The 23204-nt window shown below is 68.9% G+C and carries 21 protein-coding genes; 8 read left to right on the top strand and 13 right to left on the bottom strand.

The genetic code is table 11. The features are described 5' to 3' along the window. The first annotated feature begins 9 nt into the window (after positions 1-9). Positions 10-1674, top strand: a complete 1665-nt coding sequence (recN, locus tag COC42_RS15615; RefSeq protein ID WP_096344302.1) for a DNA repair protein RecN — start codon at positions 10-12, stop codon at positions 1672-1674. Positions 1675-1880: 206 nt separating this feature from the next. Here recN and pyrF read toward each other — a convergent pair whose 3' ends face one another. The 7 genes from pyrF to COC42_RS15580 all read right to left on the bottom strand — a co-directional run bounded on the left by pyrF (position 1881) and on the right by COC42_RS15580 (position 8762). Continuing rightward, a complete protein-coding gene (gene pyrF, locus COC42_RS15610) occupies positions 1881-2555 on the bottom strand; it encodes an orotidine-5'-phosphate decarboxylase (RefSeq protein ID WP_096344301.1) in 675 nt (224 codons plus the stop codon). Continuing rightward, on the bottom strand, positions 2552-2914 hold the full coding sequence (locus tag COC42_RS15605; protein ID WP_096344300.1) for a lipopolysaccharide assembly protein LapA domain-containing protein: 363 nt from the start codon (positions 2912-2914) through the stop codon (positions 2552-2554). Before COC42_RS15605 ends, pyrF begins: the two co-directional genes overlap by 4 nt. Before the next feature lie 53 nt (positions 2915-2967). Next, entirely contained in the window at positions 2968-5274 is a 2307-nt protein-coding gene (locus COC42_RS15600; RefSeq protein ID WP_096344299.1) for a patatin-like protein, read from the bottom strand. Further along, on the bottom strand, positions 5274-5963 hold the full coding sequence (locus COC42_RS15595; protein ID WP_096344298.1) for an endonuclease/exonuclease/phosphatase family protein: 690 nt from the start codon (positions 5961-5963) through the stop codon (positions 5274-5276). Before COC42_RS15595 ends, COC42_RS15600 begins: the two co-directional genes overlap by 1 nt. A 43-nt stretch (positions 5964-6006) precedes the next feature. Beyond that, positions 6007-7359: a sensor histidine kinase gene (locus COC42_RS15590; protein ID WP_425442864.1), complete on the bottom strand. Its 1353-nt coding sequence runs from the start codon at positions 7357-7359 to the stop codon at positions 6007-6009. Further along, on the bottom strand, positions 7356-8075 hold the full coding sequence (locus COC42_RS15585) for a response regulator (RefSeq protein WP_096344297.1): 720 nt from the start codon (positions 8073-8075) through the stop codon (positions 7356-7358). The genes COC42_RS15590 and COC42_RS15585 overlap by 4 nt, the downstream gene beginning before the upstream one ends. Positions 8076-8171: 96 nt before the next feature. Beyond that, complete coding sequence (locus tag COC42_RS15580) at positions 8172-8762, bottom strand: EF-hand domain-containing protein (protein ID WP_176484720.1); 591 nt, start codon at positions 8760-8762, stop codon at positions 8172-8174. Between the two features lie 305 nt (positions 8763-9067). On the opposite strand from COC42_RS15580, the gene COC42_RS15575 reads away from it, so the two are divergent. After that, on the top strand, positions 9068-11854 hold the full coding sequence (locus COC42_RS15575; protein ID WP_096344295.1) for a TonB-dependent receptor: 2787 nt from the start codon (positions 9068-9070) through the stop codon (positions 11852-11854). Positions 11855-11902: 48 nt separating this feature from the next. Here the strand turns inward: COC42_RS15575 and COC42_RS15570 are convergent, their stop codons facing one another. Together COC42_RS15570 and COC42_RS15565 are read right to left on the bottom strand one after the other, a co-directional pair. Continuing rightward, positions 11903-12988: a Zn-dependent alcohol dehydrogenase gene (locus tag COC42_RS15570; RefSeq protein WP_096344294.1), complete on the bottom strand. Its 1086-nt coding sequence runs from the start codon at positions 12986-12988 to the stop codon at positions 11903-11905. Then, positions 12985-14223: an acyl-CoA dehydrogenase family protein gene (locus tag COC42_RS15565; RefSeq protein WP_096344293.1), complete on the bottom strand. Its 1239-nt coding sequence runs from the start codon at positions 14221-14223 to the stop codon at positions 12985-12987. Before COC42_RS15565 ends, COC42_RS15570 begins: the two co-directional genes overlap by 4 nt. Before the next feature lie 156 nt (positions 14224-14379). Here COC42_RS15565 and COC42_RS15560 point away from each other — a divergent pair, with 156 nt between their 5' ends. The 5 genes from COC42_RS15560 to COC42_RS15545 all read left to right on the top strand — a co-directional run bounded on the left by COC42_RS15560 (position 14380) and on the right by COC42_RS15545 (position 18799). Next, entirely contained in the window at positions 14380-15627 is a 1248-nt protein-coding gene (locus tag COC42_RS15560; RefSeq protein ID WP_096344292.1) for a TetR/AcrR family transcriptional regulator, read from the top strand. Further along, positions 15627-16421: an SDR family NAD(P)-dependent oxidoreductase gene (locus COC42_RS15555; protein ID WP_217991308.1), complete on the top strand. Its 795-nt coding sequence runs from the start codon at positions 15627-15629 to the stop codon at positions 16419-16421. Before COC42_RS15560 ends, COC42_RS15555 begins: the two co-directional genes overlap by 1 nt. Positions 16422-16539: 118 nt before the next feature. Then, a complete protein-coding gene (locus COC42_RS15550) occupies positions 16540-17565 on the top strand; it encodes an aspartate-semialdehyde dehydrogenase (RefSeq protein ID WP_096344290.1) in 1026 nt (341 codons plus the stop codon). A 40-nt stretch (positions 17566-17605) separates the two neighbouring features. After that, on the top strand, positions 17606-17944 hold the full coding sequence (locus COC42_RS17535; protein WP_141395865.1) for a hypothetical protein: 339 nt from the start codon (positions 17606-17608) through the stop codon (positions 17942-17944). Between the two features lie 87 nt (positions 17945-18031). Next, positions 18032-18799, top strand: coding sequence for an alpha/beta fold hydrolase (locus COC42_RS15545; protein WP_096344289.1), 768 nt, complete (start codon positions 18032-18034; stop codon positions 18797-18799). 99 nt (positions 18800-18898) lie between these two features. Here the strand turns inward: COC42_RS15545 and COC42_RS15540 are convergent, their stop codons facing one another. The 4 genes from COC42_RS15540 to COC42_RS15525 form a co-directional block, all read right to left on the bottom strand. Then, positions 18899-20029: an SDR family oxidoreductase gene (locus tag COC42_RS15540; RefSeq protein WP_096344288.1), complete on the bottom strand. Its 1131-nt coding sequence runs from the start codon at positions 20027-20029 to the stop codon at positions 18899-18901. Positions 20030-20087: 58 nt separating this feature from the next. Further along, positions 20088-21521, bottom strand: a complete 1434-nt coding sequence (locus COC42_RS15535; RefSeq protein ID WP_096344287.1) for an AMP nucleosidase — start codon at positions 21519-21521, stop codon at positions 20088-20090. A gap of 91 nt (positions 21522-21612) precedes the next feature. Then, the gene (locus COC42_RS15530) at positions 21613-21972 is read right to left on the bottom strand and encodes a hypothetical protein (RefSeq protein ID WP_096344286.1); all 360 of its coding nucleotides are present in this window, start codon (positions 21970-21972) and stop codon (positions 21613-21615) included. A gap of 52 nt (positions 21973-22024) precedes the next feature. Further along, positions 22025-22504 (bottom strand): peroxiredoxin, encoded by a 480-nt coding sequence (locus COC42_RS15525; protein ID WP_096344554.1) that lies wholly within the window; start codon positions 22502-22504, stop codon positions 22025-22027. A 96-nt stretch (positions 22505-22600) separates the two neighbouring features. On the opposite strand from COC42_RS15525, the gene COC42_RS15520 reads away from it, so the two are divergent. After that, entirely contained in the window at positions 22601-23173 is a 573-nt protein-coding gene (locus COC42_RS15520) for a YqgE/AlgH family protein (protein WP_096344285.1), read from the top strand. Positions 23174-23204 lie beyond the last annotated feature (31 nt).

Below are 23204 nucleotides of genomic sequence, written 5' to 3'. Positions count from 1 at the left end.
GCTTCGCCCATGCTGAACGCGCTGTCGATCCGCGACGTCGTGCTGATCGAGGCGCTGGACCTCGACTTCGGCCAGGGTCTCGGCGTGCTGACCGGCGAAACGGGGGCGGGCAAGTCGATCCTGCTCGACGCTCTCGGCCTCGTCCTTGGCGCGCGCGGTGACAGCGGGCTGGTGCGGCATGGCGCGGGGCAGGCGGTGGTGACCGCAAGCTTCGAGACACCTGCGGCGGGCGGCACGATCGCCGCGCTGCTCGCCGAGAACGGCTTCGATCTCGAACCCGGCGAACCGCTGATGATCCGGCGGCTGGTCAAGGCCGATGGCGGCAGCCGCGCGTTCGTCAACGATCAGCCGGCCTCTGCCGGACTGCTGCGCGAGCTCGGCGCGATGCTGGTCGAGATCCACGGCCAGCATGACGACCGCGGCCTGCTCAATCCGCGCGGCCATCGCTCGCTGCTCGACGCCTTCGCGCGCGCCGATACCGCCGCGGTAAATGCGGCGTGGCGCGATTGGCGAGCGGCGCTCGCCCGGCTCGACGAGGCGCGGGCGTTACAGGACGTGGCTGAGCGCGACCGCGAATATCTGGCCCATGCTGTCGAGGAGCTGACCAAGCTCGCACCCGAGCCGGGCGAGGAAGCCCGCTTGGCCGAGCGCCGTGCGACGATGCAGCGCGGCGAGCGCGCAGCGGGCGAGCTTGCCGCGGTCGCCGACCTGCTCGACGGGTCGGACGGCGCGCTGTCGCGGCTGCGCCAGGCGGCGCGGATCCTCGAACGCACAGGCGACGCGCATCCCGCGCTCGCCGAGGCGCTGGCAGCGATCGACCGCGCGATCGTCGAGGGCGCGAGCGCGCAGGATCAGATCGACGCCGCGGCCGAGGCGCTCGCCTTCGACCCCGCGGTGCTGGAGGCCGACGAGACGCGGCTGTTCGAGCTGCGTGGACTGGCGCGAAAGCACCGTGTCCAGCCCGATGATCTTGCCACACTGGCCGCCGACTTGGCCGAGCGGCTGGCGCTGGTCGAAGGTGGGGAGGCGAGCCTTGCCGGCCTGACCCGAACCGCCGCCGCGGCAGAGGCGCGCTATGCCGAGGCGGCGCAGACACTGTCGGCGCAGCGAAGCGAGGCGGCGGCGCGGCTCGACGCCGCGGTCATGACCGAACTCGCACCACTCAAGCTCGATGCCGCCCGCTTCCGTACCGTCGTCGCGTCGCTCCCGCGCGAGGGCTGGGGTCCGGAGGGGAGCGACCGGGTGGAGTTCGAGGTCTCGACCAACCCCGGTGCCCCCTTCGCGCCGCTGATGAAGATCGCCAGCGGCGGCGAATTGTCACGCTTCATCCTGGCGATGAAGGTCGCGCTCGCCGAGGAGGGCGGGGCGCGCGCGCTTGTCTTTGACGAGATCGACCGCGGCGTCGGCGGCGCGGTGGCGAGCGCGATCGGCGAGCGGCTGGCGCGATTGTCGGGCCGCAATCAGGTGCTCGTGGTGACGCACAGCCCCCAGGTGGCGGCGCGCGGCGACCGCCACTATCGCATCGCCAAGTCGAGCGACGGCACCGTGACGCGCACCGGCGTGACGCCACTGGACGCCGAGGAACGCCGCGAGGAGATCGCCCGAATGCTGTCGGGCGAGGAGGTGACGCCGGAAGCGCGCGCACAGGCCCAGCGACTGCTGACAGTCGCGTAGACTCGCCTGGCTTTTCACCCTCGACTTGATCCGCGGTTCTGCCTCGTCCCTTTAGCGAAGGACAGAAGGTGGGTCATGCGGAGGCGCAGAGAGGTCACGCCTCTGACCGCGCGGGGCGGCCCCACCGAGCCCGTGAAGCATGCGGATCGGCGATGCGAACCACCGCAGACTAAAAATTCCGGATGAAGCCCGGGCCACGGGGGCGGTTAGAGTGTCGCCTCGATCGCGCGGGCTGCGACATCGGGATCTTCGGCCTGGGTGATCGGCCGCCCGACGACGAGGATCGACGCCCCCGCGTCCAGCGCCGTGCGCGGCGTCACCACGCGCTTCTGGTCGCCCGCCGGGCCCTCGGCGGGACGCACCCCCGGCACCACGAAGAACCCCTGCGGCCAGGCCTTTTTCGCGGCGGCGACTTCTGCGCCCGAGCAGACGATGCCGTCGACCCCCGCCTCATGCGCCAGTTCGGCCAGCCGCAGCACCTGCTCGTGCGGGTCGCGCTCGACGCCGATCGATCGAAGGTCCTCTCCGTCGAGGCTGGTGAGCGTCGTGACGGCCACCACCTTCGTGCCGGTCGGTGCCGCCGCCTTCGCATCCTCAAGCATTGCGCGCCCGCCCGAGGCGTGGACGGTCAGGATCGCGGGCTCCAGCGGTCGCAATGCCTGTATCGCCTTGGCCACGGTGTTGGGAATGTCGTGGAACTTGAGGTCGAGGAAGATCGGCAGTCCGATCTCCGCCATTTCCTTCACCCCCGAACGGCCATTGGCCATGAAGAATTCGAGGCCGAGCTTGATCCCGCCGACATGGTGGCGAACGCGCTTCGCGATCGCCGCCGCGCGATCGAGATCGGGGGTATCGAGCGCGACGTAGATCGGCGAACTCATGCGCGCGTCTCCACGGCCGTGTCGGCGGGGATCAGCGGCGGCGCGGCGGCGGGCTCCGACAGGATCAGGGTGTCCCCCGCGACCGGCGCCGCAGCGGGGGCGGCCTGAGCGGCGCGCAGCTCGTTGATCGTCCGTTCGGTGCTCGCCAGCCGCGACTTGAAACGCCAGCGTGTGCCGACATGCACCAGCCAAATCGGCAGGAAACCCAGCAGGAACATCAGTCCCATCAAGAGCGGCAGGTTGATGTCGGCGACCAGCCCGCCCCACAACTTCACCGGCACCGGCGCCCAGTTGTTGAACGAGAAGGCAACGACGATGCCGGCGATCAGCACCCATATCAACGTGCGCAGAAACTGCATTGCGACCCCTAGGGCTGTGAAGCCCCGATGCTAGGCGTTCGGGCGCGCGGGGGCTAGCCCTCTCCGGCGTCCACCGGCGGCCCCAATTCGGAGCGGACCGCCGCGATCAGGGCGGGGATGGCGGTCAGACGGTCGGCTTCCTCGTCGAGGATCGCGTGGAACAGCGCGCGCTTGATCGCCGCCGCGCGGCCGGCGCCGAGGCTTGTACCGGTGGGAAGCGAGGAAAGAACGATATCGACCAGCCGCTCGGCGCCGTGGAGGCGACCCCAGAGATAGTCGTTCTCCCGATAGGCCCGGCTGAAGAAGGCGCCGAAATTGTGGAACTGGATGCCCTTGAGGCACGCCGCCGCGCCGCCCCCGCGAATGGCGGTGGCGTCGTCGGGGCTGATCCGGTCCACGCGCACCGGATCGAACTCGTCGAGTCCCTCACCCTGCAGCAGCGGCAGCGTGGCAATGTCGAAGAAGGGAAAGCCGAGATAGGCGAGGAGCAGCGGCCGCTTGTGTTCGCGCGACAGGCCGCTGAGCGCCGCGGCCAGCGCGGCGTCGGTTTCGGCGTCGAGGCGCGTAAGGTCGAGCGTGCTTTCGAGGGAGGCGAGCGTCGCCTCCGCTTCGACCGGCAAGGCGCGCGCCGCCTCGCGCAGTCCGGCGTGCGTCTCGACGCGCTGGCGTTCGAGATAGGCCGCGAGTGCCGCATAGGCCGCCTCGCGGACCTCAGCGAGCTCCTCATCGCCGTCCTGCTCGCCGATCCGCCGGACGAGCAGGCGAAGGCGGCGGATGCGAAAGCTGATGTCGAAGGCGCGCAGGAAGCCGATCGCCTGGGGTGCGGCCCCGCCCGCATGCGCGGTCCCGATCTCGAACGCGCCGCGCGTCCGCGCCGCCGCCGCCACCGCCTCGCGGATGCGATGCTGCGGCTCGCCGCCATCATGACCGGCGAGCTGCGAGAGGAGCTGGGCGATGCGATCGATCACCCCCTCGAGCTTGAGGAGCCCGTAGGCCGCCTGGCCATAACCCGCGCGCGTCGCCGCCGCCGCCTGCGCTCGGCGCCGCCATGCGGCCAGTCGCTTGGGCGTTGGGTAGTCTAGGAGGAAGGTGTAGCCGAACAGCCGTTCGACCTGTCCCTCCACTTCCGGGCGGAGTTGTTCGAGGATGGCGTTCATCCGCTCGATCCGCGCCGAGCGGGCCGACAGCGTCTCGAGGCTGTCGCGGATCGGCTGCTGGCGAGGGATCTCTGACAGCGCGCCGATCAGCGTCTGAAAAAAGCCGGGTACCCCGTCGATCTCGCCGCTGAGTGCGAAGCGAAAGCCGGGCGCCGGGTCGATGACGACGAATCGCCGGTCGACCTGGCGCCGCGCCGGCCGTTCGCGCAGCGCCGCGATGGCGGGGCGGAACGGGGCATTGGCGAGCACCGATCCGTCGATCAGCACCGCCCGCTCGGCACCGAGTGCGCTGACATGGCGCGGCATCGCGCGGGCGAGGAAGGCGTCGCGCGACGGCCACGCCGCCCCGCGCGCGGCGATCACGCGGTCGAGTTCGGCGACGGTGAAGGGCGGAAAGGCGCCCGGGAAGCTCGACGTCGCGCGCGCGGCGAAGGTGAGGTCCGGTGCCGCGGCCAGTCGCTCGCCCGGCCGACCTTGCGAGGCGAACGACAGGACGAGGCGATGCTCGGTCTCGACCACTTCGGCGGGCGAGTGAAGCCGCAGCCGCTCGGGATGGCCGGTGAAATCGGTGACGGTGACGAACAAATCGAGCGGCTGGCCCGGGGGCAGCAGGCGCGGGCCGGCCGGCGCCGCCGCCATCGCGTCGAAGGCGTCGAGGATCAGGTGGCACAGCCGCTCGCCCCCGAACGGCGGCTCGAACCATCGCGAGCGGACGAAATGGTCGAGCTTGGCGTGAACCTCCTCGCGGGCGCCCGCCTCGACCGTCTCGTCGATCAGCTTGCCGCTTCCCGCCGCCAGCCAAGCGAGCGGACGTGCCCAGAACTTTGTCATCGCGTGGCCGGGCGCCTGTGCGGGGTCGATCAGCCGCTCGACATCGGCATCGCGCAGCCACAGCTCGGTCAGCGGGTCGAGGCTCTCGCCGGTATCGATCGCGCGGGCCAGGAACACGCTGTTGATCCCGCCCGCGCTCGCGCCGGCGAGGATGTCGGTCAGCACCCTCAAGCGCACGCCCGAAGCCGCCGCCACTTCCTCGAACAGCGCGCGGTAGATGCCCTGGCTGCCGCCCGCCGCCGGATCGCCGGCGCAAAAGGCGCGGCTGGCGCTCAGCAGCCGCCAAAGCTCCTTGGTGATGCCGTGCATGTAGACGGCGAGGCTGATGCCCCCGTAGCAGACCAGCGCAAGCCGCAGTTCCTTGTCGCGCATCAGCGAAGCAGTGCCCAGATCGGGAGGTGATCGGACGCGACGCGCGCCGCCGCGCTCATGTGCACGCCGCAATCGGCGATGGTCAGGTCCGGGGTGACCATGATCCGGTCGAGCCGGCCGACGGGGCGGCGCGCATGGAAGCTCGGCCCCGTCTCCGCGATCCGGTGCCCGCGCGCGAAATCCTGAAGGCAGCCGGCGGCCGTCCGCCATTCGTTGAGGTCGCCCATCATCACCGCGGGCAGTTTATGCTGCGCAGCATCGAGGTGGTCCAGTACCGCCTTGCCCTGGCGTCGCCGCCACAGGCCCGACAGGTCGAGATGCATGCCGACGACGCGCACCTCGCGCCCGTCGACGCGAACGTCGGCGCGGACGGCACCGCGGGGCTCGAGCGCCGGTAGATGGATCGGCTCGGCATCGAGAATCGTCGCCGACTTGCGCACGAGAAGGACGTTGCCGTGCCACCCCATGCTGGCGGCGCGGACGGCGACGGGTACCGCCTGATAGTCGCTGTGTTCGGCGAGGAGGTGGGGGGTGAGCACCGCCGCGCGCGTGCCGAAGCGGCGGTCGGCTTCCTGCAGGGCGACGATATCGGCGTCGATCTCGGCCAGCACGTCGAGGATGCGCTCGGGACGGCGGCGACGGTCGGTGCCGATCGCCTTGCGCATGTTGTAGCTCGCGACCTTCAGCATCGGGTCTTTGAAAGCCCCCGCACGCTGGCCGGTTCCCCCACGCTCACCGGTCGAGCTCGATCCGCGCGATCAGCCCGCCGCCATCGCGGTTCTGGAGCGTCACCCGCCCGCCTGCATCGCGCACGATCGCACGGGTGAGCGCGAGGCCGAGGCCGATGCCCCCCGTGTCGCGATTGCGCGAGCTTTCAAGGCGGACGAACGCGTCGAACACCGCGTCGAGCTTGTCAGGCGGCAAACCGGGGCCGCGGTCGCAGACGGCGATGACGATGCGGTTGGCCGCGACGCTGATCTGCACCTCCGCCGCGCCTGCATATTTGATCGCGTTCTCGATCAGGTTGCGGACGGCGCGCCGCATCAGGCTGGGGCGCAGGCGCATGCGGATGCGCTCGGCCTCGTCAAAGGCGACGTCGTGGTCGAGGTCGCGGAAATCCTCGACCACCGCGTCGACCAGCGCGGCGAGATCGACGTCGGCAAGCGGCTCCGACGGGCGCCCGAGCCGCGCAAGCGAGAGGATGTCCTCAAGCGTCCGCGTCATCTCGTCGACGATGTCGGCCATGCGCTGCCGGTCGGTATCGTCATCGACCGATTCGATCCGGACGCGCAGCGCCGCGAGCGGGGTGCGCAGGTCGTGGCCGATCGCACCGAGCATGCGATCCTTCTCGTCGAGCATCGCCGACACGCGGGCGGAGAGTTCATTGTACGCAACGATCAGCGCGCGCAGGTCGCCCGGCCCGCGCTCGACCATCGGTTCGGGATCGCTGCCGGGGGCGAAGGCGCGGGCGCGGGCGGTGAGCTCGGACAGCGGACGTGCGACGCGGCGGCCGATCCACAGGACGGGCAGCAGGACGACGGCATAAAGGATCAGCGTCTGCGCGATCAGCTGCCAGACCAGTCCCTGCTCGGTACGCGGCCAAGGGCCGTTGAGGCTCAGCCAGCGGCCATTGGGCAGTTCGACGCCGACGATCACCTCGGCGCCCAGGCTGGCGAGGCGGCGGGCACGGTCGGGTCGCATGTCGGCAAGCCGCGGATCGTTCGAGCTGAAGCGCCGGATGCCGCTGACCACGCGGCCATGTTCGACATTGCTGTCGGCGAGGCCCGCGCGGATGCCCGCCTCGATCTCCTCGGCATGGGGCAGGCCCGGCGGCACCGGATTGCTCGGAACGATCTTGAGCCGCGAGCGCGGCCGCTCGAACGGGGCGATGCGGCCCGCCTGATAGCGCTCGGCCGCGTCGACGACGCGCGTCACCGTCGGAACGACGATCTGGGTGAAGCGCAGTTCGCGCCGCTCGCGATAGAGGAGGCCGAAATTTATCGCCTGTGCGACGAAGAGCGCGACCGCGACGAGCAGCGCGATCTGGCCCGACAGGCTGCGCGGCGGCTCCAGCCGCAGCTTCACAGGCGGGTGACTTCGGCGGCGAGGGTATAGCCGCCGCCCCACACGGTCTTGATGATCGCGGGATTTTTGGGATCGCCCTCGATCTTCTTGCGAAGCCGGCTGACCTGGTTGTCGATCGCGCGGTCGAACGCCGCCGCCTCTCGCCCCTGTGTCAGGTCGAGCAGCTGGTCGCGCGTCAGCACCTGCCGCGGCCGCGTGACGAGCGCGAGGAGGAGGTTGTACTCACCGGTTGAGAGCGGCACCTCGACGCCCTCGCGATCAACCAGGGTTCGCTCGCCGGTCTTGAGCACCCAGCCGGCAAAGGCGTAGGCGCCTGCCTCCGGCGCATGTTGCCGCACGGCGCCGGAGGCGACCCGGCGCAGGATCACCTTGATCCGCGCGAGCAGCTCGCGCGGGGAGAAGGGCTTCACGACATAATCGTCGGCGCCCATCTCCAGCCCGACAATGCGGTCGGTCTCCTCGCTGCGCGCGGTCAGCAGGATGACGGGCGTCTCGCTCGTCTCACGGATATGGCGGCAGAGGCTGAGGCCGTCCTCGCCCGGCATCATGATGTCGAGAATGGCGAGGTCTATAGCATAGGCGGCGAGGCGCGCGCGTGCGCCCTCCGCATCGCCCGCCTGCGTCACGCGGAAGCCCTGCCTGGTCAGGTACTGCGCGAGCGGCTCGCGGATCGAGCGTTCATCGTCGACGAGGAGCAGATGCGGGATTTCGGCCATGTTGGGACCTTGGCAGGCGAGGGGTCGGCTTGGCTAGTCGGAAGGTTGCGCCGGGCGGGCGTCGGGGAGGAGGCTCGCCCGCCCGGCGCGCCGGCGTCAGGCGCCGGAGGGCGGCGGCGGCGTGCCGGGACCGCGGCGTGGGCCCTGACGGCGATCGGCGCGGGCCTGCATCTCGGCAGCGTCGATGCGGCCGTCGCCATTGGTGTCGATCCGCTGGAACCGCTGCTGCGCACCCGCCGCGAACTCGGCCTGGCTGATCGCGCCGTCGCGGTCGGTGTCGAGCCGCGCGAGCATGCCCATGCCGCCGCCGCGCTTGCCGCCTTTACCGCGCATCGCCTGGCGCTCGCCGGGCTCGATCGTGCCGTCGCGATCGGCGTCGACGCGGGCGAAGCGCTGCGCCGCGGCGGCGCGGAATTCGGCCTGGCTGACTGCGCCATTCTTGTCGGTATCGACGCGGCCGATCATCCGAGCGGCACGGCGACCCTTGAACTCGTCGGCGGTAAGCTGGCCGTCGCGATTGGCGTCGAGCGCGGCGAAGCGCTGGTCGGCGCGCGCCATCGCCTCGGCCTGGGTGGCCGGCGGGGCTGGGCGGGACGCGGGATCCTGTGCGGCGTAGGCGACGCCGGCAAGTGCGGCACCGCCAAGCAGGGGCGCGGCAATCCATCGGTACAGGGTGGTTCGGGTCATTGGGGGTAGCTCCAGCATAAGCGACGGGGGCCATTCCCGGCGTCGTGGCCATGTTATCGCCGCACGCTGTCGCACCGATATGTCGCCCGACCGACGTGTTTGTCGCGAAATGTCGCAGGCGCGAGTTGCAAAGTGCAACTTTTCGGAAGCCGGGTATGCTCAATTAGGATGATGACATGCGGGCAACACGTCCCGGAAAAGCCAGACGTAGACGTGCAGATACCGCTTGACGTCCGGGCGCAAGCGTCGCTTATTCGAGCAATGGGTACGCGCATCGATAAATGCGTGGCCCGGGAGGAGAGGATATGACCAAGCCGCAGTTGATGACCGCGTGCGGGCTTGCCGCGCTGGCGCTCGCCGGGGCATCGCCCGCCGCCGCGCAGACGGCCGCGACCGATCCGGCCGCCCAGCCGGCAAGCCCGACCGAGCAGGCATCGACGACCGAACAGGAGGCCGCCGACATCATCGTGACGGCGCAAGGCCGCGCACAGATCCTGACCGACGTGCCCGTGGCGGTGTCGGCGGTTTCCGCAGAGGCGCTGCAGCTGTCGGGCGCAACCGACATCCGCGCACTCAACCAGCTGGCCCCCTCGCTGCTCGTCAGCTCGACGGGGACCGAGGCGAACGGATCGGCGCGCATCCGCGGCATCGGCACGGTCGGCGACAATCCGGGCCTCGAAAGCTCGGTCGCGGTGTTCATCGACGGCGTCTATCGCTCGCGTTCGGGCATCGGCCTCAACGAACTGGGCGAGATCGACCGGATCGAGGTGTTGCGCGGGCCGCAGGGCACGCTGTTCGGCCGCAACGCGTCGGCCGGCATCATCAACATCGTCTCGAAGCAGCCGAGCTTCAGCGGCATCCACGGCATGGCCGAGGCGACCTACGGCAATTATGATTTCTGGCGGTTGCAGGGCGCGCTCAACGTGCCGCTTGGCCAGACGCTCGCGGCACGGGTCGACGGCGTCTATGTCAAGCGCGACGGCTTCTACAACGACGTCGCCAACAATGTCGACGTCAACAACCGCGACCGCTGGTTCGTGCGCGGTCAGATCCTGTTCGAACCGACCAGCGACTTCACCGTCCGTATCATCGGCGACTACACCAAGCGCGACGAGCGGTGCTGCGGCGCGACCTATGTCGATCGCTCCGTCGAGCCGTCGGTTGGCAACCTCAACAACCCGGCGACGCCGCTGACGACGGGACTGCCGGGCGGCAACAACATCATCAACGTGCTGCGCGACCTGGGCCAGCCGCTGGCGTCGTTCACGCCGGGCTACGACCGGACGATCTACTCGACGCCGGGCCGCAGCTTCGCCGGCGAGACCGAGGACAAGGGCATCTCGGCGCAGATCGACTGGGACTTCGGCGGGGCGAAGCTCACCTCGATTACCGGCTATCGCGACTATCGCTCGGATCAGGGGTCAGACACCGACTATTCGACGATCGACATCCTCTATCGCGCCGCCGACGGCAATTCGAGCCGCCGGTTCGAGACGTTCAGCCAAGAGCTGCGGCTGCAGGGCGAGGCGTTCGGCGGCACGCTCGACTGGCTGGTGGGCGGTTACTATGCCAACGAGGATCTGACCGTCACCGACAACCTGCGCTTCGGCAACCAATATGGGCGGTTCGCGACGTGCCGCATCATCTCGGGCGGGGCGCTCGCAAGCCTCTACTCGCCGACGAGTGCCGGGTGCATCAGTCCGACCGGCCGCGCAGTGCTCAACGGCCAGGTGCCGACCGTGCCGTCGCCGCTGGGGCCGGCGGGGCCGGGGGTCGTCCGCGCGCTCGACGTTCTCGACGGGATCAACAATCGCGGATCGATCGTCGACGTCTATGAGCAGAACAGCCGCAACTATGCGTTCTTCACGCATAATATCATCCATCTGGCCGACACGCTCGATCTGACGCTCGGCCTTCGCTACACCAACGAGCGCAAGCGGCTGAACGCTGCCTTCACCAACGACAATACTGCCTGCGTCCAGAACCAGCAGGCACTGGGCAGCTTCCTGACCAATCCGGCGCTGGCGGCGGTGGCGGGGGGCATCATCGGCCTGTCGTGCCAGGGCAATTCGACCAGCGAGATCAACGGCACGCAGATCGCCGATGAGCGCAATGAGGACGAGTTCACCGGCACTGCCGTCCTGTCGTGGAAGCCGACCGACGACCTGCTCGTCTATGGCAGCTACTCGCGCGGGTACAAGGCGGGCGGCTTCAACCTCGACCGCTCGGCTCTCAAGAACCCGCTTCAGAGCTTCGCCTCGCTCGGCGGGCCGCAGGCACTGACGCGCAACCTCCAGTTCGACCCCGAGATCGTCAACGCCTACGAAATCGGCGCCAAGCTGTCGGTGCGCAATTTCACCCTCACAGCGGCGGCGTTCCGGCAGGAGTTCAAGAACTTCCAGCTCAACACCTTCAACGGCGCGGTCTTCCTCGTCGCCACGGTCAACGCCTGCAAGAGCGACCTCAATGGCGCCGACCGCGATCTGAGCGCGACGACGGGGGCCTGCGCGCCCGACGACGTGACGTACGGCGTCGTATCGCAGGGCCTCGAGCTCGAGGGCAGCCTGCGGCCGACCCGCGACGTCAACCTCAATCTCGGCGTGACCTATGCCGACACGCATTACCGCGAGAATCTCGTCGGCAGCGCAAGCGGCGTGCCGCTCGACCCGGCGCTGCGCGTGCTGCCCGGCAGCCAGCTGTCGAACGCGCCCGAGATCGTGGCGACGGCGAGCGCGTCGTGGACGCCCGAACTCGGCAGCTCGGGGCTGCAGGGGCTGTTCTATGTCGACACGCGCGTGACGGACGACTTCAACACCGGGTCCGACCTGTTCCCGCAAAAGGCGCAGGACAGCTTCGTCCTGGTCAACGCGCGCGTCGGCATCCGCGGGCGCGACGAGCTGTGGGCGCTGGAGGTCTGGGCGCAGAACCTGACCAACACGCAATACGCCCAGGTCGCGTTCAACTCGCCGTTCCAGGCGGGGGCGACCAGTGCGCCCTTCGTCGATCCGCAATTCCCGGGCGGGCGCCAGATCTTCTCGCAATATCTGGCCGAGCCGCGCACCTATGGCGTGACGCTGCGCACCCGCTTCTGATCCGGGGGGAGGGGAGCGGGCGGGGGCTCTCGGGCCCCCGCCCGTTTTCTATTTGAAGACGATCACCGACCGCACGCTGTCGCCCGCGCGCAGCCGGTCGAGCGCGGCGTTGACGTCGGTGAGCGCGATCCGCTCCGCGACCATGGTGTCGAGGTCGAGCAGGCCATCGAGGTACATGCGCACCAGCCGCGGCAGGTCGATCGGGAAGCGGGTCGAGCCCAGGAGCGAACCCTGCAGCTTCTTGCCTGTGAGGAAGGACGGGCCGGGAATTGACACCGCCTGACCCGGCGCGATCATGCCGAGGATCGTCGCGGTGCCGCCACGCTTGAGGATCGTCCAGGCAAGCTCGGCGGTCGCGGGGCGCCCCACTGCCTCGATCGCGTAATCGACGCCGCCGCCGGGCAGCGCGGTCAGCTCGCGCGCGGCGTCCTCGGGCGCAAAGGCGTGGGTTGCGCCCATCTTCAGCGCAAGGTCGCGCTTGTCAGCGACCGGGTCGATCGCCGCGATCAGTCCCGCGCCTGCGATCCGCGCGGCGTTGATCGCAGCCAGGCCGATGCCGCCCGCGCCGATCACTGCAACGCTCTCGCCCGGCCGCACCCGGCTGTCGTTGAAGATCGCACCCGCGCCGGTGATGACCGCGCAGCCGAGCAGCGCGGCGCGGTCGAGCGGCATGGCAGGGTCGATCGCGACGCAGCCATTCTCGTGGACAAGCATCGCCCCGGCGAACGCCGACAGGTTGAGGAACGGGGCGAGCGGCGTGCCGTCGTCAAGGCGGAGGCGCGGCGGCGCACCCTTCGGCCGGCGCGTCGCCGGGCTGACGCAGAGCGAGGGTCGTCCGCTCGCGCAGAACTCGCACGCGCCGCAGAAAACGGTGAAGAAGGTGACGACGTGATCTCCGGGCTTCACGCTCGCCACGCCGTCGCCCACCGCGATGACGACGCCGGCCGCCTCGTGCCCCGGCACGGTCGGCATCGGGTGCGGGAAGGCGCCATCGACGAAGTGCAGGTCCGACCGGCAGACGCCGCACGCCGCGGTTCGGATCAGCACCTCGCGCGGGCCGGGCGCATCGACCTCGATCGGTTCGATCGACAGCGGCCGGCCCGCCTCGCGCAGGACCGCGGCGTCTACCCTCACGCGCCGTGCCGTCCGAACTCGGCGCGGGCGATCGCGCGATTGTGAACCTCGTCAGGCCCGTCGGCGAAGCGGAGCGTGCGCAGCCCTGCCCAGGCGGCGGCGAGCGGCGTGTCCTGCGACACGCCCATCCCGCCATGCGCCTGGATCGCGTCGTCGAGCAGCTGCAGCGCCATCGTCGGCGCCTGCACCTTGATCATCGCGATCTCGAGCTGGGCCGCCTTGTTGCCCGCACGGTCCATCATGTCGGCGGCCTTGAGGCAGAGGAGGCGCGTCATCTCGATGTCGATGCGCGCCCGAGCGATCCGCTGTTCCCAGATCGAATGGTCGGCGATGCGCTTGCCGAAGGCCGTGCGCGACATCAGCCGCTTCGCCATCAGCTCGATCGCCATCTCGGCGGTCCCGATCGTGCGCATGCAATGGTGGATGCGCCCCGGCCCCAGCCTTCCTTGCGCGATCTCGAAGCCGCGCCCCTCGCCGAGCAGCAAGTTGTCGGCGGGAACGCGGACATTCTCAAGCACCACCTCGCCATGCCCGTGGGGGGCGTGGTCATAGCCATAGACGCCTAGCATCCGCTCGATCCGCACGCCGGGCGTGTCGAGGGGGACGAGGATCATCGACTGCTGCTGGTGCCGCTTCGCCTCGGTATCGGTCTTGCCCATCACGATCGCGATCTTGCAGCGCGGGTCGCCGGTGCCGGACGACCACCATTTGCGGCCGTTGATGACGTAGCTGTCGCCGTCGCGGCGGATCGAGGTCTCGATGTTCGTCGCGTCGGAGGAGGCGACCGCCGGCTCGGTCATCAGGAAGGCCGAGCGGATCTCGCCGTGCATCAGCGGGCGCAGCCAGCGTTCCTTCTGTTCGAACGTGCCGTAGCGTTCGAGCACTTCCATGTTGCCCGTGTCGGGGGCCGAGCAGTTGAACACCTCGCTCGCCCAATGAAACCGCCCCATCTCCTCGGCGCAGAGTGCATATTCGAGGTTGGTAAGCTGCTCGCCCTCGAACCGGAAGCGATCGTCGACGGGATCGATCGCGGGGGCAGGGGGCATGAAGAGGTTCCAGAGGCCGGCAGCGCGGGCCTTTGGCTTAAGCGCCTCGATAACCGTAGAGGGCGCCCAGCGGTCGCCGCGCTCGATCTCGACATGATAGTCGTGGTCGCGCGGGGCGATCTCTCGCGCGATGAAGTCGCGCACGCGGTCGCGGAAATGTGTCTGGCGCGCGGTCAGCGTGAAGTCCATCGATCCCCTCCGGCAATCCGTGTGGCAACCGGGGTAGACCATACCCGATCTTCGGACAAGCGGCACCCGATGCGCGTTGCCGCCGCGTTAACAGCGATCGTCGGGCGAACCCAAAAAACACTGTATCTTCGAAAAGCATTCGCTAATCTCGATGCCATGAGCGCGACAGAGGGGGCCGCACGTGCGGCCGAGGGGACCAAACGTTTTCAGGCCAAGCGCGACGCGATCCTCGCGGCGGCGGCGGCGGCGATCAACGAGCAATCGGCCAAGGGCATGACCTTCGCCGACGTGGCGCGTCGCGTCGGGCTCAATACGACGAGCGTCACCTATTATTTCAAGCGAAAGGAGGACCTGGCCGCCGCGACGTTCGAGCAGACGATCGACGTGCTGCTCGCCACGCTCGACGATGCGCTCGAACAGGCGACGCCGCAGGACCGCGTGGCGCGGTTCGTCGCGCTCACCTTCGCGCGGCTGGCGCGGGTGCGCGAGGGGAGCGAGTCGGCGGTCGCGGTGCTGTCGGACCTGCGTGCGATGGACGAACCGGCCAAGGGTGCGCTGCTCGCCCGCTGGCGCGAGGTGTTCCGGCGGACGCGCCAGCTGTTCGGACCGATGTCGACGCGCGCGCAAACCGACCTCAACGGTGCACGCGCGCATGTGCTGCTCGAGAACAGCTTTTGGCTGACGGTCTGGCTCGACCGCTACGACCTCGATCAGTTTCCGCGCATCGAGGCGCGGCTGATGGACCTGTTCGCGAGCGGCGTCGCCGGACCGGGAGCGCGCTGGACCCCGGCGCTGCTCGATCTCACGCACGGTGCGCCGCGCACGAGCCGCGAGAATTTCCTGCTCGCCGCCACACGCCTCATCAACGAGCTCGGCTATCGCGGTGCCTCGGTGCAGCGGATCGCGAGCGAGCTCAACGTCACCAAGGGCAGTTTCTACCACCATCTCGACGCCAAGGACGATCTCGTCGCGCAATGCTATGCGCGCAGCTTCGAGACCATCACGGGCGCGCAGCGCGAAGGCGATGCGGCGGGCGGCAGCCACTGGCAGCGGCTGTCGAGCATGATCGCGACATTGCTCGACATCCAGTTTTCGGAAGCGGGGCCACTCCTGCGCACCACCGCCCTGTCGGGGCTGCCGACGGGCGTGCGACAGGTGATGATCGACCGCTCGAACCGGATCGCCCGCCGCTTCGCCGGCACGATCAGCGACGGCATCGCCGAGGGGTCGTGCCGCGCCGTCGATCCGCTGGTCGCGGCACAGGCGCTGATGGCGCTCCAGAACGCCGCCTTCGACATGCGCAACTGGGCACGCACGATGCCGCGTGAACGGGCGGTCGCGCTTTATGCCTCGACGTTGATGTTCGGGATGTTCGACGACCGGGCAATCGAGGGGGCGCGCTGATGCGATTTGCGGGGAAGTCGGCAATCGTGACGGGCGCCGGATCGGGGATCGGCCGAGTCACTGCGATCGGGCTGGCGGCCGAAGGCGCGGCGGTGGTCTGCGCCGACCTGTCGGGCGCGGACGAGACGGCGGCGGCGATCCGGGAGGCGGGCGGACGCGCGATCGGCGTGACCGCGGATGCGGGAGAAGAGCCGGCGGTTGCCGACCTCGTCGAGGCGGCGGTGGCGGCGCATGGCGGGCTCGATATCTTCCACGCCAATGCCGGCGTGTCGGGCGGGCTCGCCGGACTGTTCGAGCAGAGCGCGGCCGACTGGGCAGAGATCCTGCGGATCAACCTGATCGGCCCCTTTCTCGCAGTGAAGCACGCCGCCCCCCGGATCGCCGAGCGCGGCGGCGGGTCGATCGTGCTGACCGCCAGCGTTGCGGGCTTGCGGTCCGGCGCGGGCGGGGCTGCCTATTCGGCGTCGAAGGCGGGGGTCGTCAACCTTGCCCAGACTGCCGCGCAGCAGCTCACCGGATCGGGCGTCCGCGTGAATGCCGTTTGCCCCGGCCTGATCGAGACGGGCATGACGCAGATGATCTTCGACCGGGCGCGAGAGAAGGGCGTGGAGGGGAGGATCGGCGCGCTCAACCCGCTGAAGCGCGCGGGGTTGCCCGAGGAGGTCGCCGCCGCGGTCCTGTTCCTCGCCAGCGATGCGGCGAGCTATGTCAACGGGCAGGCGATCGTCGTCGATGGCGGGCTCTCTTCAAGCCATCCGTTCACCGTCCAGCGATACGGCCGCGTCGCCGCCTGACCAAGCGGGGCTTGGCTGTGCGCAAGGGAAAGGCCCTTCCATTCGCAGCGGGACCTTCTAAAGCCACCGTCGTTTTCGTGCCCCGACAAGGGCAATTCACGACAGGAAGTTGCGGACCATGGGTTATCGGATCGTCGTCGCGGGTGCCACGGGCAATGTCGGGCGCGAGATGCTCAACATCCTCGCCGAGCGCGAGTTTCCGGCCGACGAGATTGCGGTGCTCGCCAGCAGCCGCTCTGTCGGCGAGGAAGCCGAATATGGCGAGACGGGCCGCCGGCTGAAGATCCAGAACATCGAGCATTTCGATCCGACCGGCTGGGACATGGCGCTGTTCGCGATCGGCAGCGACGCGACCAAGGTGTACGCGCCCAAGTTCGCGGCGGCGGGCTGCGTCGTGATCGACAATAGCTCGCTCTACCGCATGGACCCCGATGTGCCGCTGATCGTGCCGGAGGTGAACCCGGAGGCGATCGACGGCTACAAGGCCAAGAACATCATCGCCAATCCCAACTGCTCGACCGCGCAGATGGTCGTCGCCCTTAAGCCGCTGCACGATGCGGCGGGCATCAAGCGCGTGGTGGTCGCGACCTATCAGTCGGTGTCGGGCGCGGGCAAGGCGGGGATGGACGAGCTGTTCGAGCAGAGCCGCAACATCTTCGTCGGCGACCAGGCCGAGCCCAAGAAGTTCACCAAGCAGATCGCCTTCAACGTCATCCCGCACATCGACAGCTTCCTCGACGACGGATCGACGAAGGAAGAGTGGAAGATGGTGGTCGAGACCAAGAAGATCCTCGACCCCAAGGTCAAGGTCATCGCGACCTGCGTTCGCGTGCCCGTGTTCGTCGGCCATTCGGAGGCGGTGAACGTCGAGTTCGAGCGCGAGATTTCGGCCGAGGAGGCGCAGAACCTGCTGCGCGAGGCGCCAGGCATCATGCTCGTCGACAAGCGCGAGGACGGCGGATACGTGACGCCGATCGAATGCGTCGGCGACTATGCGACCTTCGTCAGCCGGGTGCGCGAGGACTCGACGGTCGAGAACGGCCTCGCCTTCTGGTGCGTCAGCGACAATCTCCGCAAGGGCGCGGCGCTGAACGCCGTGCAGATCGCCGAACTGCTCGGGCGCCGGCATCTGAAGAAGGGGTGAAGCCGCTGGAGCGTTGATAGCAACCTGCTATCAACGCACGATGGAACAGGCGCTGATCCGCAAGCTGAAGCCGGGCATGCTGGCCGCCTATCGCGCGCTGGCATCCGGATGCGTCAGTTCGCGGAAGACCGAACTGCGCTGCGTGATCGAGGCGACTGCGCCTTTCGCCAAAAAGAACCCCTGCGACGCTGATGGCGCTTTCCGGTCGCGTGTGGCCGGAGGTTGCGAGTTGCCGACAGCACTCACGATCCACCATGACCGTGTTAGCAAGGCCGGCCGGTTGGACGGAGTGATGCTCGTTATCGATGCGGGCAATGCGGATGGCGGTCGATCTCAATCACGCGCTCGACGATTGTTTGTATCTTATGCTCGCGATTGAAACCGGCGCGACGCGCGTGACCGCCGACCGAAAGTTCCTCGCCGCCATCAGCGGGCGCGCGTTCCCCGTAGAGGCGTTGAAGCTATCATGACCGATCAATCCACCATCCACCACCTGACCGCGACCGACGGCACGCGACTGAGCTGGCACGAACTGGGGGAGGGGCGGCCGGTGGTCCTGATCCACGGTTACATGTCCGACGCCTTCACCAACTGGATGCGCTGGGGGCATGCGGGCAAGGTCGCGGCGCAAGGTTACCGCGTCATCATGCCCGACCTGCGCGCGCACGGGGGCAGTGACCGGCCGCACGACGCCGCCGCCTATCGCCCCGATGTGCTGGCCGAGGATGCCGAGGCGCTGATCGCGCGGCTCGGCCTGACCGATTATGACCTCGGCGGCTACTCGCTGGGCGCGCGGACGGCGATGCGGGTGCTCGACCGGGCGCGGGTGCCGACGCCGACGAAGGTCATCTTTGTCGGCATGGGGCTGGAGGGGCTTACCGACACCAACCGCCGCAGCGGGCATTTCCGGGGCATCCTCGACAATCTGGGCACGTTCGAGCGCGGGTCGCCGAAGTGGGTGGTCGAGGCGTTCCTGAAGACGACCAAGGGCGATCCGGTCGCGCTGCGTCACGTCCTCGACACCTTCGTCGATACGCCGATCGAGCGGGTGCGCGCGATCAATCAGCCGACGCTGGTGCTGGCGGGTGAGGAAGACGACGACAACGGCTCGCACCGCGAGCTGGCGGCGGCAATTCCCGGCGCGACGCTGGTGGAGGTCCCGGGCGGACATATGAGCGCGGTGACGAAGCCCGAACTGGGCGATGCCCTGGCGGCGTGGCTCGGCGCTAATTGATGCCATGTCGGGGCCCCGGACTTGTTCCGAAGTCCCGCCAACTTTTTGATAGAAGCAAAAGTGTGACCCCGGGGGCAGGCCCGGGGCCAGGAAAATGCGTTAGCTCGCCGCGACCGGCTCGCGCTCCGGAATTGTGCCTTCGTCCGCGATTCCGGCCTGCCATGAGGCGGTCGAATCCGTTCCGTCCGCCTGATGCGCGCGTCCCATGAGCGTCCCGTCGCCAAGTCGCGTGGGGCGGAGCAGCAGCCATAACGCCGCCGCGGCGCCACCGACCAACGCCGCGGTCGCAGCCGGGCGCATCTGTGCCTCGAGCGACAGGCTGGTGCGGCGGACATAGATGTCCTGGTTCGAGCGTTCACGCCCGTCCTTGCGCGGCTCGAGCAGATTGTCCTCGGTGCCGGGTTCGGGGGGCGTGTCGATCGTCTGGGCCGGTTTGCCGAACACCGTTTCGACCATCAAGTCGGTCATGCGCGGCATTGCGTTGCCGAGGCCCGAGATCATGAACCCGCCGCCGCCGACGGTCAGCTCGCGCTTCCGGTGCGCCGCCGCAAAGCAGATCGCCTTGGCGACGAGCTCTGGGTCGTAGACGACCGGCGGGATGCGCGCGGGCTTGTCGAGCTTGTTGCGCGCATGTTCGGGATAGGGCGTGTCGATCCCGGTCGGCTTGATCAGCGTGACCGAGATTGGCACGCCATCACCCTCCAACTCGGTGCGCAGCGCCTCGGTAAAGCCGAGCACCGCATGTTTCATCGCCGAATAGCTGCCCTGAAGCGAGATTGCTCGCTCCGACAGCACCGAGCCCAGATTGATGAGCGCGCCGCCGCGGTCGCGCAGCCGCTCGACTGCGAAGAGCGAGGCGCGGACGAGCGCGAAATAGCCGACCTCGAACACCCGTCGATGCTCCTCGAGGCCGGTCTCAGCGAGCGGGGCGTAGAGCGCGACCGCAGCGTCGTTGACCCAGGTGTCGAACCCGCCGAAGCGTTGGTCGGCGAGTGCCGCGATCCGCTGCGGCGCATCCTCGTCCGCCACGTCGAGCGCGATCCAGGCCGCCTTGCCGCCCGCCCGGCCGATCGCCTCGGCCGCCTCGCGCAGCGCCATCTCGTTGCGCGCGACCATGACGACGCGCGCGCCGGCGCGCGCCGCGCGGCGTGCCGTGGCGAGTCCGATGCCCGAGGAGGCACCGGTGATGACGATCGTCTGTTCGGCAAGCGGCTTCAGGCTGATCGACATGATGCGTTCTCCTGGAGGAAGGTCGAACGCTCAACGCCTTAGGCGGTGATCCTATCCGTCACCGGAACGGCGGCTCGTTGAATGCGCGCAGCTTGCGGCTGTGAAGCTTCGCGCCCTCGCGCCGCAGTTCCTCGACCGTCTCGATGCCGATCCGCATATGCTCGCTGATCGCCCGCTCGTAGAAGCGGTTGGCCTGGCCCGGCAGCTTGAGTTCGCCGTGCAGCGGCTTGTCCGAGACGCAAAGGAGCGTGCCGTAGGGCACGCGGAAGCGATAGCCCTGCGCGGCGATCGTCGCCGATTCCATGTCGATGCCGACCGCGCGGCTCAGAGAGAAGCGCAGCGCCGAGGCCGAGAAGCGCAGCTCCCAGTTGCGGTCGTCGGTGGTGACGATCGTGCCGGTGCGCAGCCGACGCTTCAATTCGTCGCCCGACTGGCCCGAGATTGTCTGCGCCGCGCGAGCCAGGGCCTGCTGCACCTCGGCGATCGCGGGGACGGGGATGGCGGGAGGCAGCACCTCGTCGAGCACGTGATCGTCACGAAGATAGGCATGGGCGAGCACATAGTCGCCGATCCGCTGGCTGGGGCGCAGGCCGCCGCAATGGCCGATCATCAGCCACGCCTCGGGCCGCATGACCGCCAGGTGGTCGGTGATCGTCTTGGCGTTCGAGGGACCAACGCCGATGTTGACGAGGGTGATGCCGCTGCGGTCGGGCGCGATCAGGTGATAGGCGGGCATCTGGTGCCGGCGCCACGCGCTGTCGGCGACGTGATCGGCCGGGTCGGCGTCCGCCTCCAGATAGAGGCCGCCCGCACCCGACAGCGCCGTGTACTGGCCCTTGCCGAGCTGCTCGGTGCCCCAGCGCACGAACTCGTCGACATAGCGGTGATAGTTGGTGAACAGCACATATTTCTGCACATGCTCGGTCGGCGTGCCGGTGTAGTGGCGCAGCCGCGCGAGGCTGAAATCGGTGCGCAGCGCATCGAACAGCGCGAGCGGCCGGGTGCCGTCGAGGCTGACCCACAGCCCGTCGGCGATCTCGTCGCCGATATGCGCGAGCTCGGTTGCGGGGAAGAAGCGCGCGAGTTCGGAAGCCGACACCTCGTCGAGCTGGAGCGCATGGCCGGGGTCGAGGACGTAGGGGAAGGGGATTTCCTGGCGCCCCGGCACCGCCTCGACTTCGACGTCGTAATCCTCGATCAGGAGCGTCAGCTGCTCGGTCAAATAGTCGCCGTACATCGCCGGCTTGGTCACGCTGATGCGATAGTCGCCCGCGGTGACGAGACGGCCGAACGAGCGCGTCGGCGTGGGGCGGTCGGGCCCACCGGTGTAGCGGACGCGGATTTCGGGATAGGCGAAGCTGCCGTCCTTGCGCGTCTCGGGCGCGGGCGCCTCGCCGGTGGCGAGATAAATCTCAAGCGCGGTCTTCAAGCGCGAGACGGAGGCGGTGTAGAGCCGATCAAGGTCGGCGACGATGGATTCTGCCTGTGTCATCTTTGACGGCTAATTCGCCGCGATGACGCTGGCAAGACGTGTCCGTGACGATCTCGCGGCGGCGCGGGCCAAGCGCCGCCGCGATCGATCGTCAGTCGGTGGCCGCGCCGTTCGGCTTGGCGGCCGGCTTCTTCGCCGCGGGCTTGCGCTTGGCCGCAGGCTTGGTGTCCTTGCGCTTTTCGACCAGCTTGCTGACGCCGAACGCCGCGCCGGCAACGGCGGCAGCGGTGCCGACCGCGATCGCGGCGGCGGCGACCGGGTGGCGCTTGGCCGAATCGACCGTCGTCTCGGTCGCCTCGTCGATGCGCTTGGCCGCCTTCTTGGCGACGGTGCGGCTTTTGTCGGCGGCATCGCTCGCCGCTTGCTTGACGGCGGCTGTCGCCTTAGCGGCCTTGTTCTTGGTCGCCTCGGCGGCGTCCTCTGCGGTGGTGGTCGCGGCTTCGGTGGTCATCGCGATATCTCCTTTCGCAGGAGCAACATTTTCGGAGCAGCAGGGTTCCGCGTCAAAGCCGTTCGAGGAGGTGATCGGCGGAGCTGACGCTGAACTCGCCCGGCTGATCGACATGGATCTGCTCGACCACGCCGTCATCGACGATCATCGCATAGCGCTGGCTGCGCGTGCCCATGCCATAGGCGCTGCCGTCCATCTCGAGCCCCGCCGCCCGCGCGAACTCGCCATTGCCGTCGGCGAGCATCGTCACCGCCTCCGCATCATTTGCCCGGCGCCAGGCGCCGAGCACGAAGGCGTCGTTGACCGAGGTGCAGGCGATCTCGTCGATGCCCTTGGCCTTGAGCTCCTCGGCGCGCTCGACGAAGCCCGGCAGGTGGCGGGCCGAACAGGTGGGGGTAAAGGCGCCCGGCACCGCGAACAGCGCGACGCGGCGACCCTTGAAGAAGTCGGCGGCGGCGACCGGCTCGGGACCGGCGTCCCCCGCCTTGATGAAGGTCGTATCGGGAATGCGGTCGCCTGCCTTGATCGTCATGCCTTGCTCCTCTTCGGTCGCACGCCAGCTTGGTTCGTTCCGGGCCTTTTTCAAGCATTGGCGGATCATAACCGGCCGCCTTAGGGTTTTGGCGTCATGAATGTGTCTCCCACTCCCAGCCCGTTCCTGACCGGTCAGTTCCTGCTCGCGATGCCTGGCATCGGCGATCCGCGCTTCGAGCGGGCGGTGATCGCGATGTGCGCGCACGACGCGGCCGGAGCGCTCGGCATCGGCATCGGCGCGGTGGTCGACGGGCTGACGCTCCACGACGTGCTTGCCCAGTTCGAGATCGCGACCGACGGCGTCCCCGCCGCGCCCGTGCATTTTGGCGGCCCGGTCGAGCCGCGCCGCGGCTTTGTGGTTCATTCAACCGACTGGAGCGGACAGGACACTGTCGATGTCGCGGGCCGCTGGGCCTTGTCGGGTACCGTCGACGTGCTGCGCGCGATTGCCGAGGACCGGGGGCCGGCGCGCTGGATCGTCGCGCTCGGCTATGCCGGCTGGGGCGAGGGGCAGCTCGACGGCGAGATGACGCGCCACGGCTGGTTCAACGTCGAGGGGGACGAGGCGCTTCTGTACGACACGGATGCCGACGATCGCTGGCACCGCGCCTTCTCGGCCGCGGGCATCGACCCGCGGATGCTAACGCCCTCGGCGGGAAGTGCCTGAGGCGGCGGCACATTAACCGCGCGGAAACGGC

This window comes from Sphingomonas spermidinifaciens (assembly GCF_002351485.1).
Classification (GTDB): domain Bacteria; phylum Pseudomonadota; class Alphaproteobacteria; order Sphingomonadales; family Sphingomonadaceae; genus Sphingomonas; species Sphingomonas spermidinifaciens.
This window is presented reverse-complemented; position numbering and strand designations above follow the sequence as displayed.

What these genes read in the sequence shown, in the direction of transcription:
- COC42_RS15545 (WP_096344289.1), top strand. Translation starts at nt 18,032, where the DNA reads ATGACCGATCAATCCACCATCCACCACCTGACCGCGACCGACGGCACG.
- pyrF (WP_096344301.1), bottom strand. Translation starts at nt 2,555, where the DNA reads ATGAGTTCGCCGATCTACGTCGCGCTCGATACCCCCGATCTCGATCGC.
- COC42_RS15565 (WP_096344293.1), bottom strand. Translation starts at nt 14,223, where the DNA reads ATGGACTTCACGCTGACCGCGCGCCAGACACATTTCCGCGACCGCGTG.
- COC42_RS15540 (WP_096344288.1), bottom strand. Translation starts at nt 20,029, where the DNA reads ATGTCGATCAGCCTGAAGCCGCTTGCCGAACAGACGATCGTCATCACC.
- COC42_RS15560 (WP_096344292.1), top strand. Translation starts at nt 14,380, where the DNA reads ATGAGCGCGACAGAGGGGGCCGCACGTGCGGCCGAGGGGACCAAACGT.
- COC42_RS15520 (WP_096344285.1), top strand. Translation starts at nt 22,601, where the DNA reads ATGAATGTGTCTCCCACTCCCAGCCCGTTCCTGACCGGTCAGTTCCTG.
- COC42_RS15595 (WP_096344298.1), bottom strand. Translation starts at nt 5,963, where the DNA reads ATGCTGAAGGTCGCGAGCTACAACATGCGCAAGGCGATCGGCACCGAC.
- COC42_RS15605 (WP_096344300.1), bottom strand. Translation starts at nt 2,914, where the DNA reads ATGCAGTTTCTGCGCACGTTGATATGGGTGCTGATCGCCGGCATCGTC.
- COC42_RS15535 (WP_096344287.1), bottom strand. Translation starts at nt 21,521, where the DNA reads ATGACACAGGCAGAATCCATCGTCGCCGACCTTGATCGGCTCTACACC.
- COC42_RS15575 (WP_096344295.1), top strand. Translation starts at nt 9,068, where the DNA reads ATGACCAAGCCGCAGTTGATGACCGCGTGCGGGCTTGCCGCGCTGGCG.
- COC42_RS15585 (WP_096344297.1), bottom strand. Translation starts at nt 8,075, where the DNA reads ATGGCCGAAATCCCGCATCTGCTCCTCGTCGACGATGAACGCTCGATC.
- COC42_RS15550 (WP_096344290.1), top strand. Translation starts at nt 16,540, where the DNA reads ATGGGTTATCGGATCGTCGTCGCGGGTGCCACGGGCAATGTCGGGCGC.
- COC42_RS17535 (WP_141395865.1), top strand. Translation starts at nt 17,606, where the DNA reads ATGGAACAGGCGCTGATCCGCAAGCTGAAGCCGGGCATGCTGGCCGCC.
- COC42_RS15600 (WP_096344299.1), bottom strand. Translation starts at nt 5,274, where the DNA reads ATGCGCGACAAGGAACTGCGGCTTGCGCTGGTCTGCTACGGGGGCATC.
- COC42_RS15580 (WP_176484720.1), bottom strand. Translation starts at nt 8,762, where the DNA reads ATGACCCGAACCACCCTGTACCGATGGATTGCCGCGCCCCTGCTTGGC.
- COC42_RS15555 (WP_217991308.1), top strand. Translation starts at nt 15,627, where the DNA reads ATGCGATTTGCGGGGAAGTCGGCAATCGTGACGGGCGCCGGATCGGGG.
- COC42_RS15525 (WP_096344554.1), bottom strand. Translation starts at nt 22,504, where the DNA reads ATGACGATCAAGGCAGGCGACCGCATTCCCGATACGACCTTCATCAAG.
- recN (WP_096344302.1), top strand. Translation starts at nt 10, where the DNA reads ATGCTGAACGCGCTGTCGATCCGCGACGTCGTGCTGATCGAGGCGCTG.
- COC42_RS15530 (WP_096344286.1), bottom strand. Translation starts at nt 21,972, where the DNA reads ATGACCACCGAAGCCGCGACCACCACCGCAGAGGACGCCGCCGAGGCG.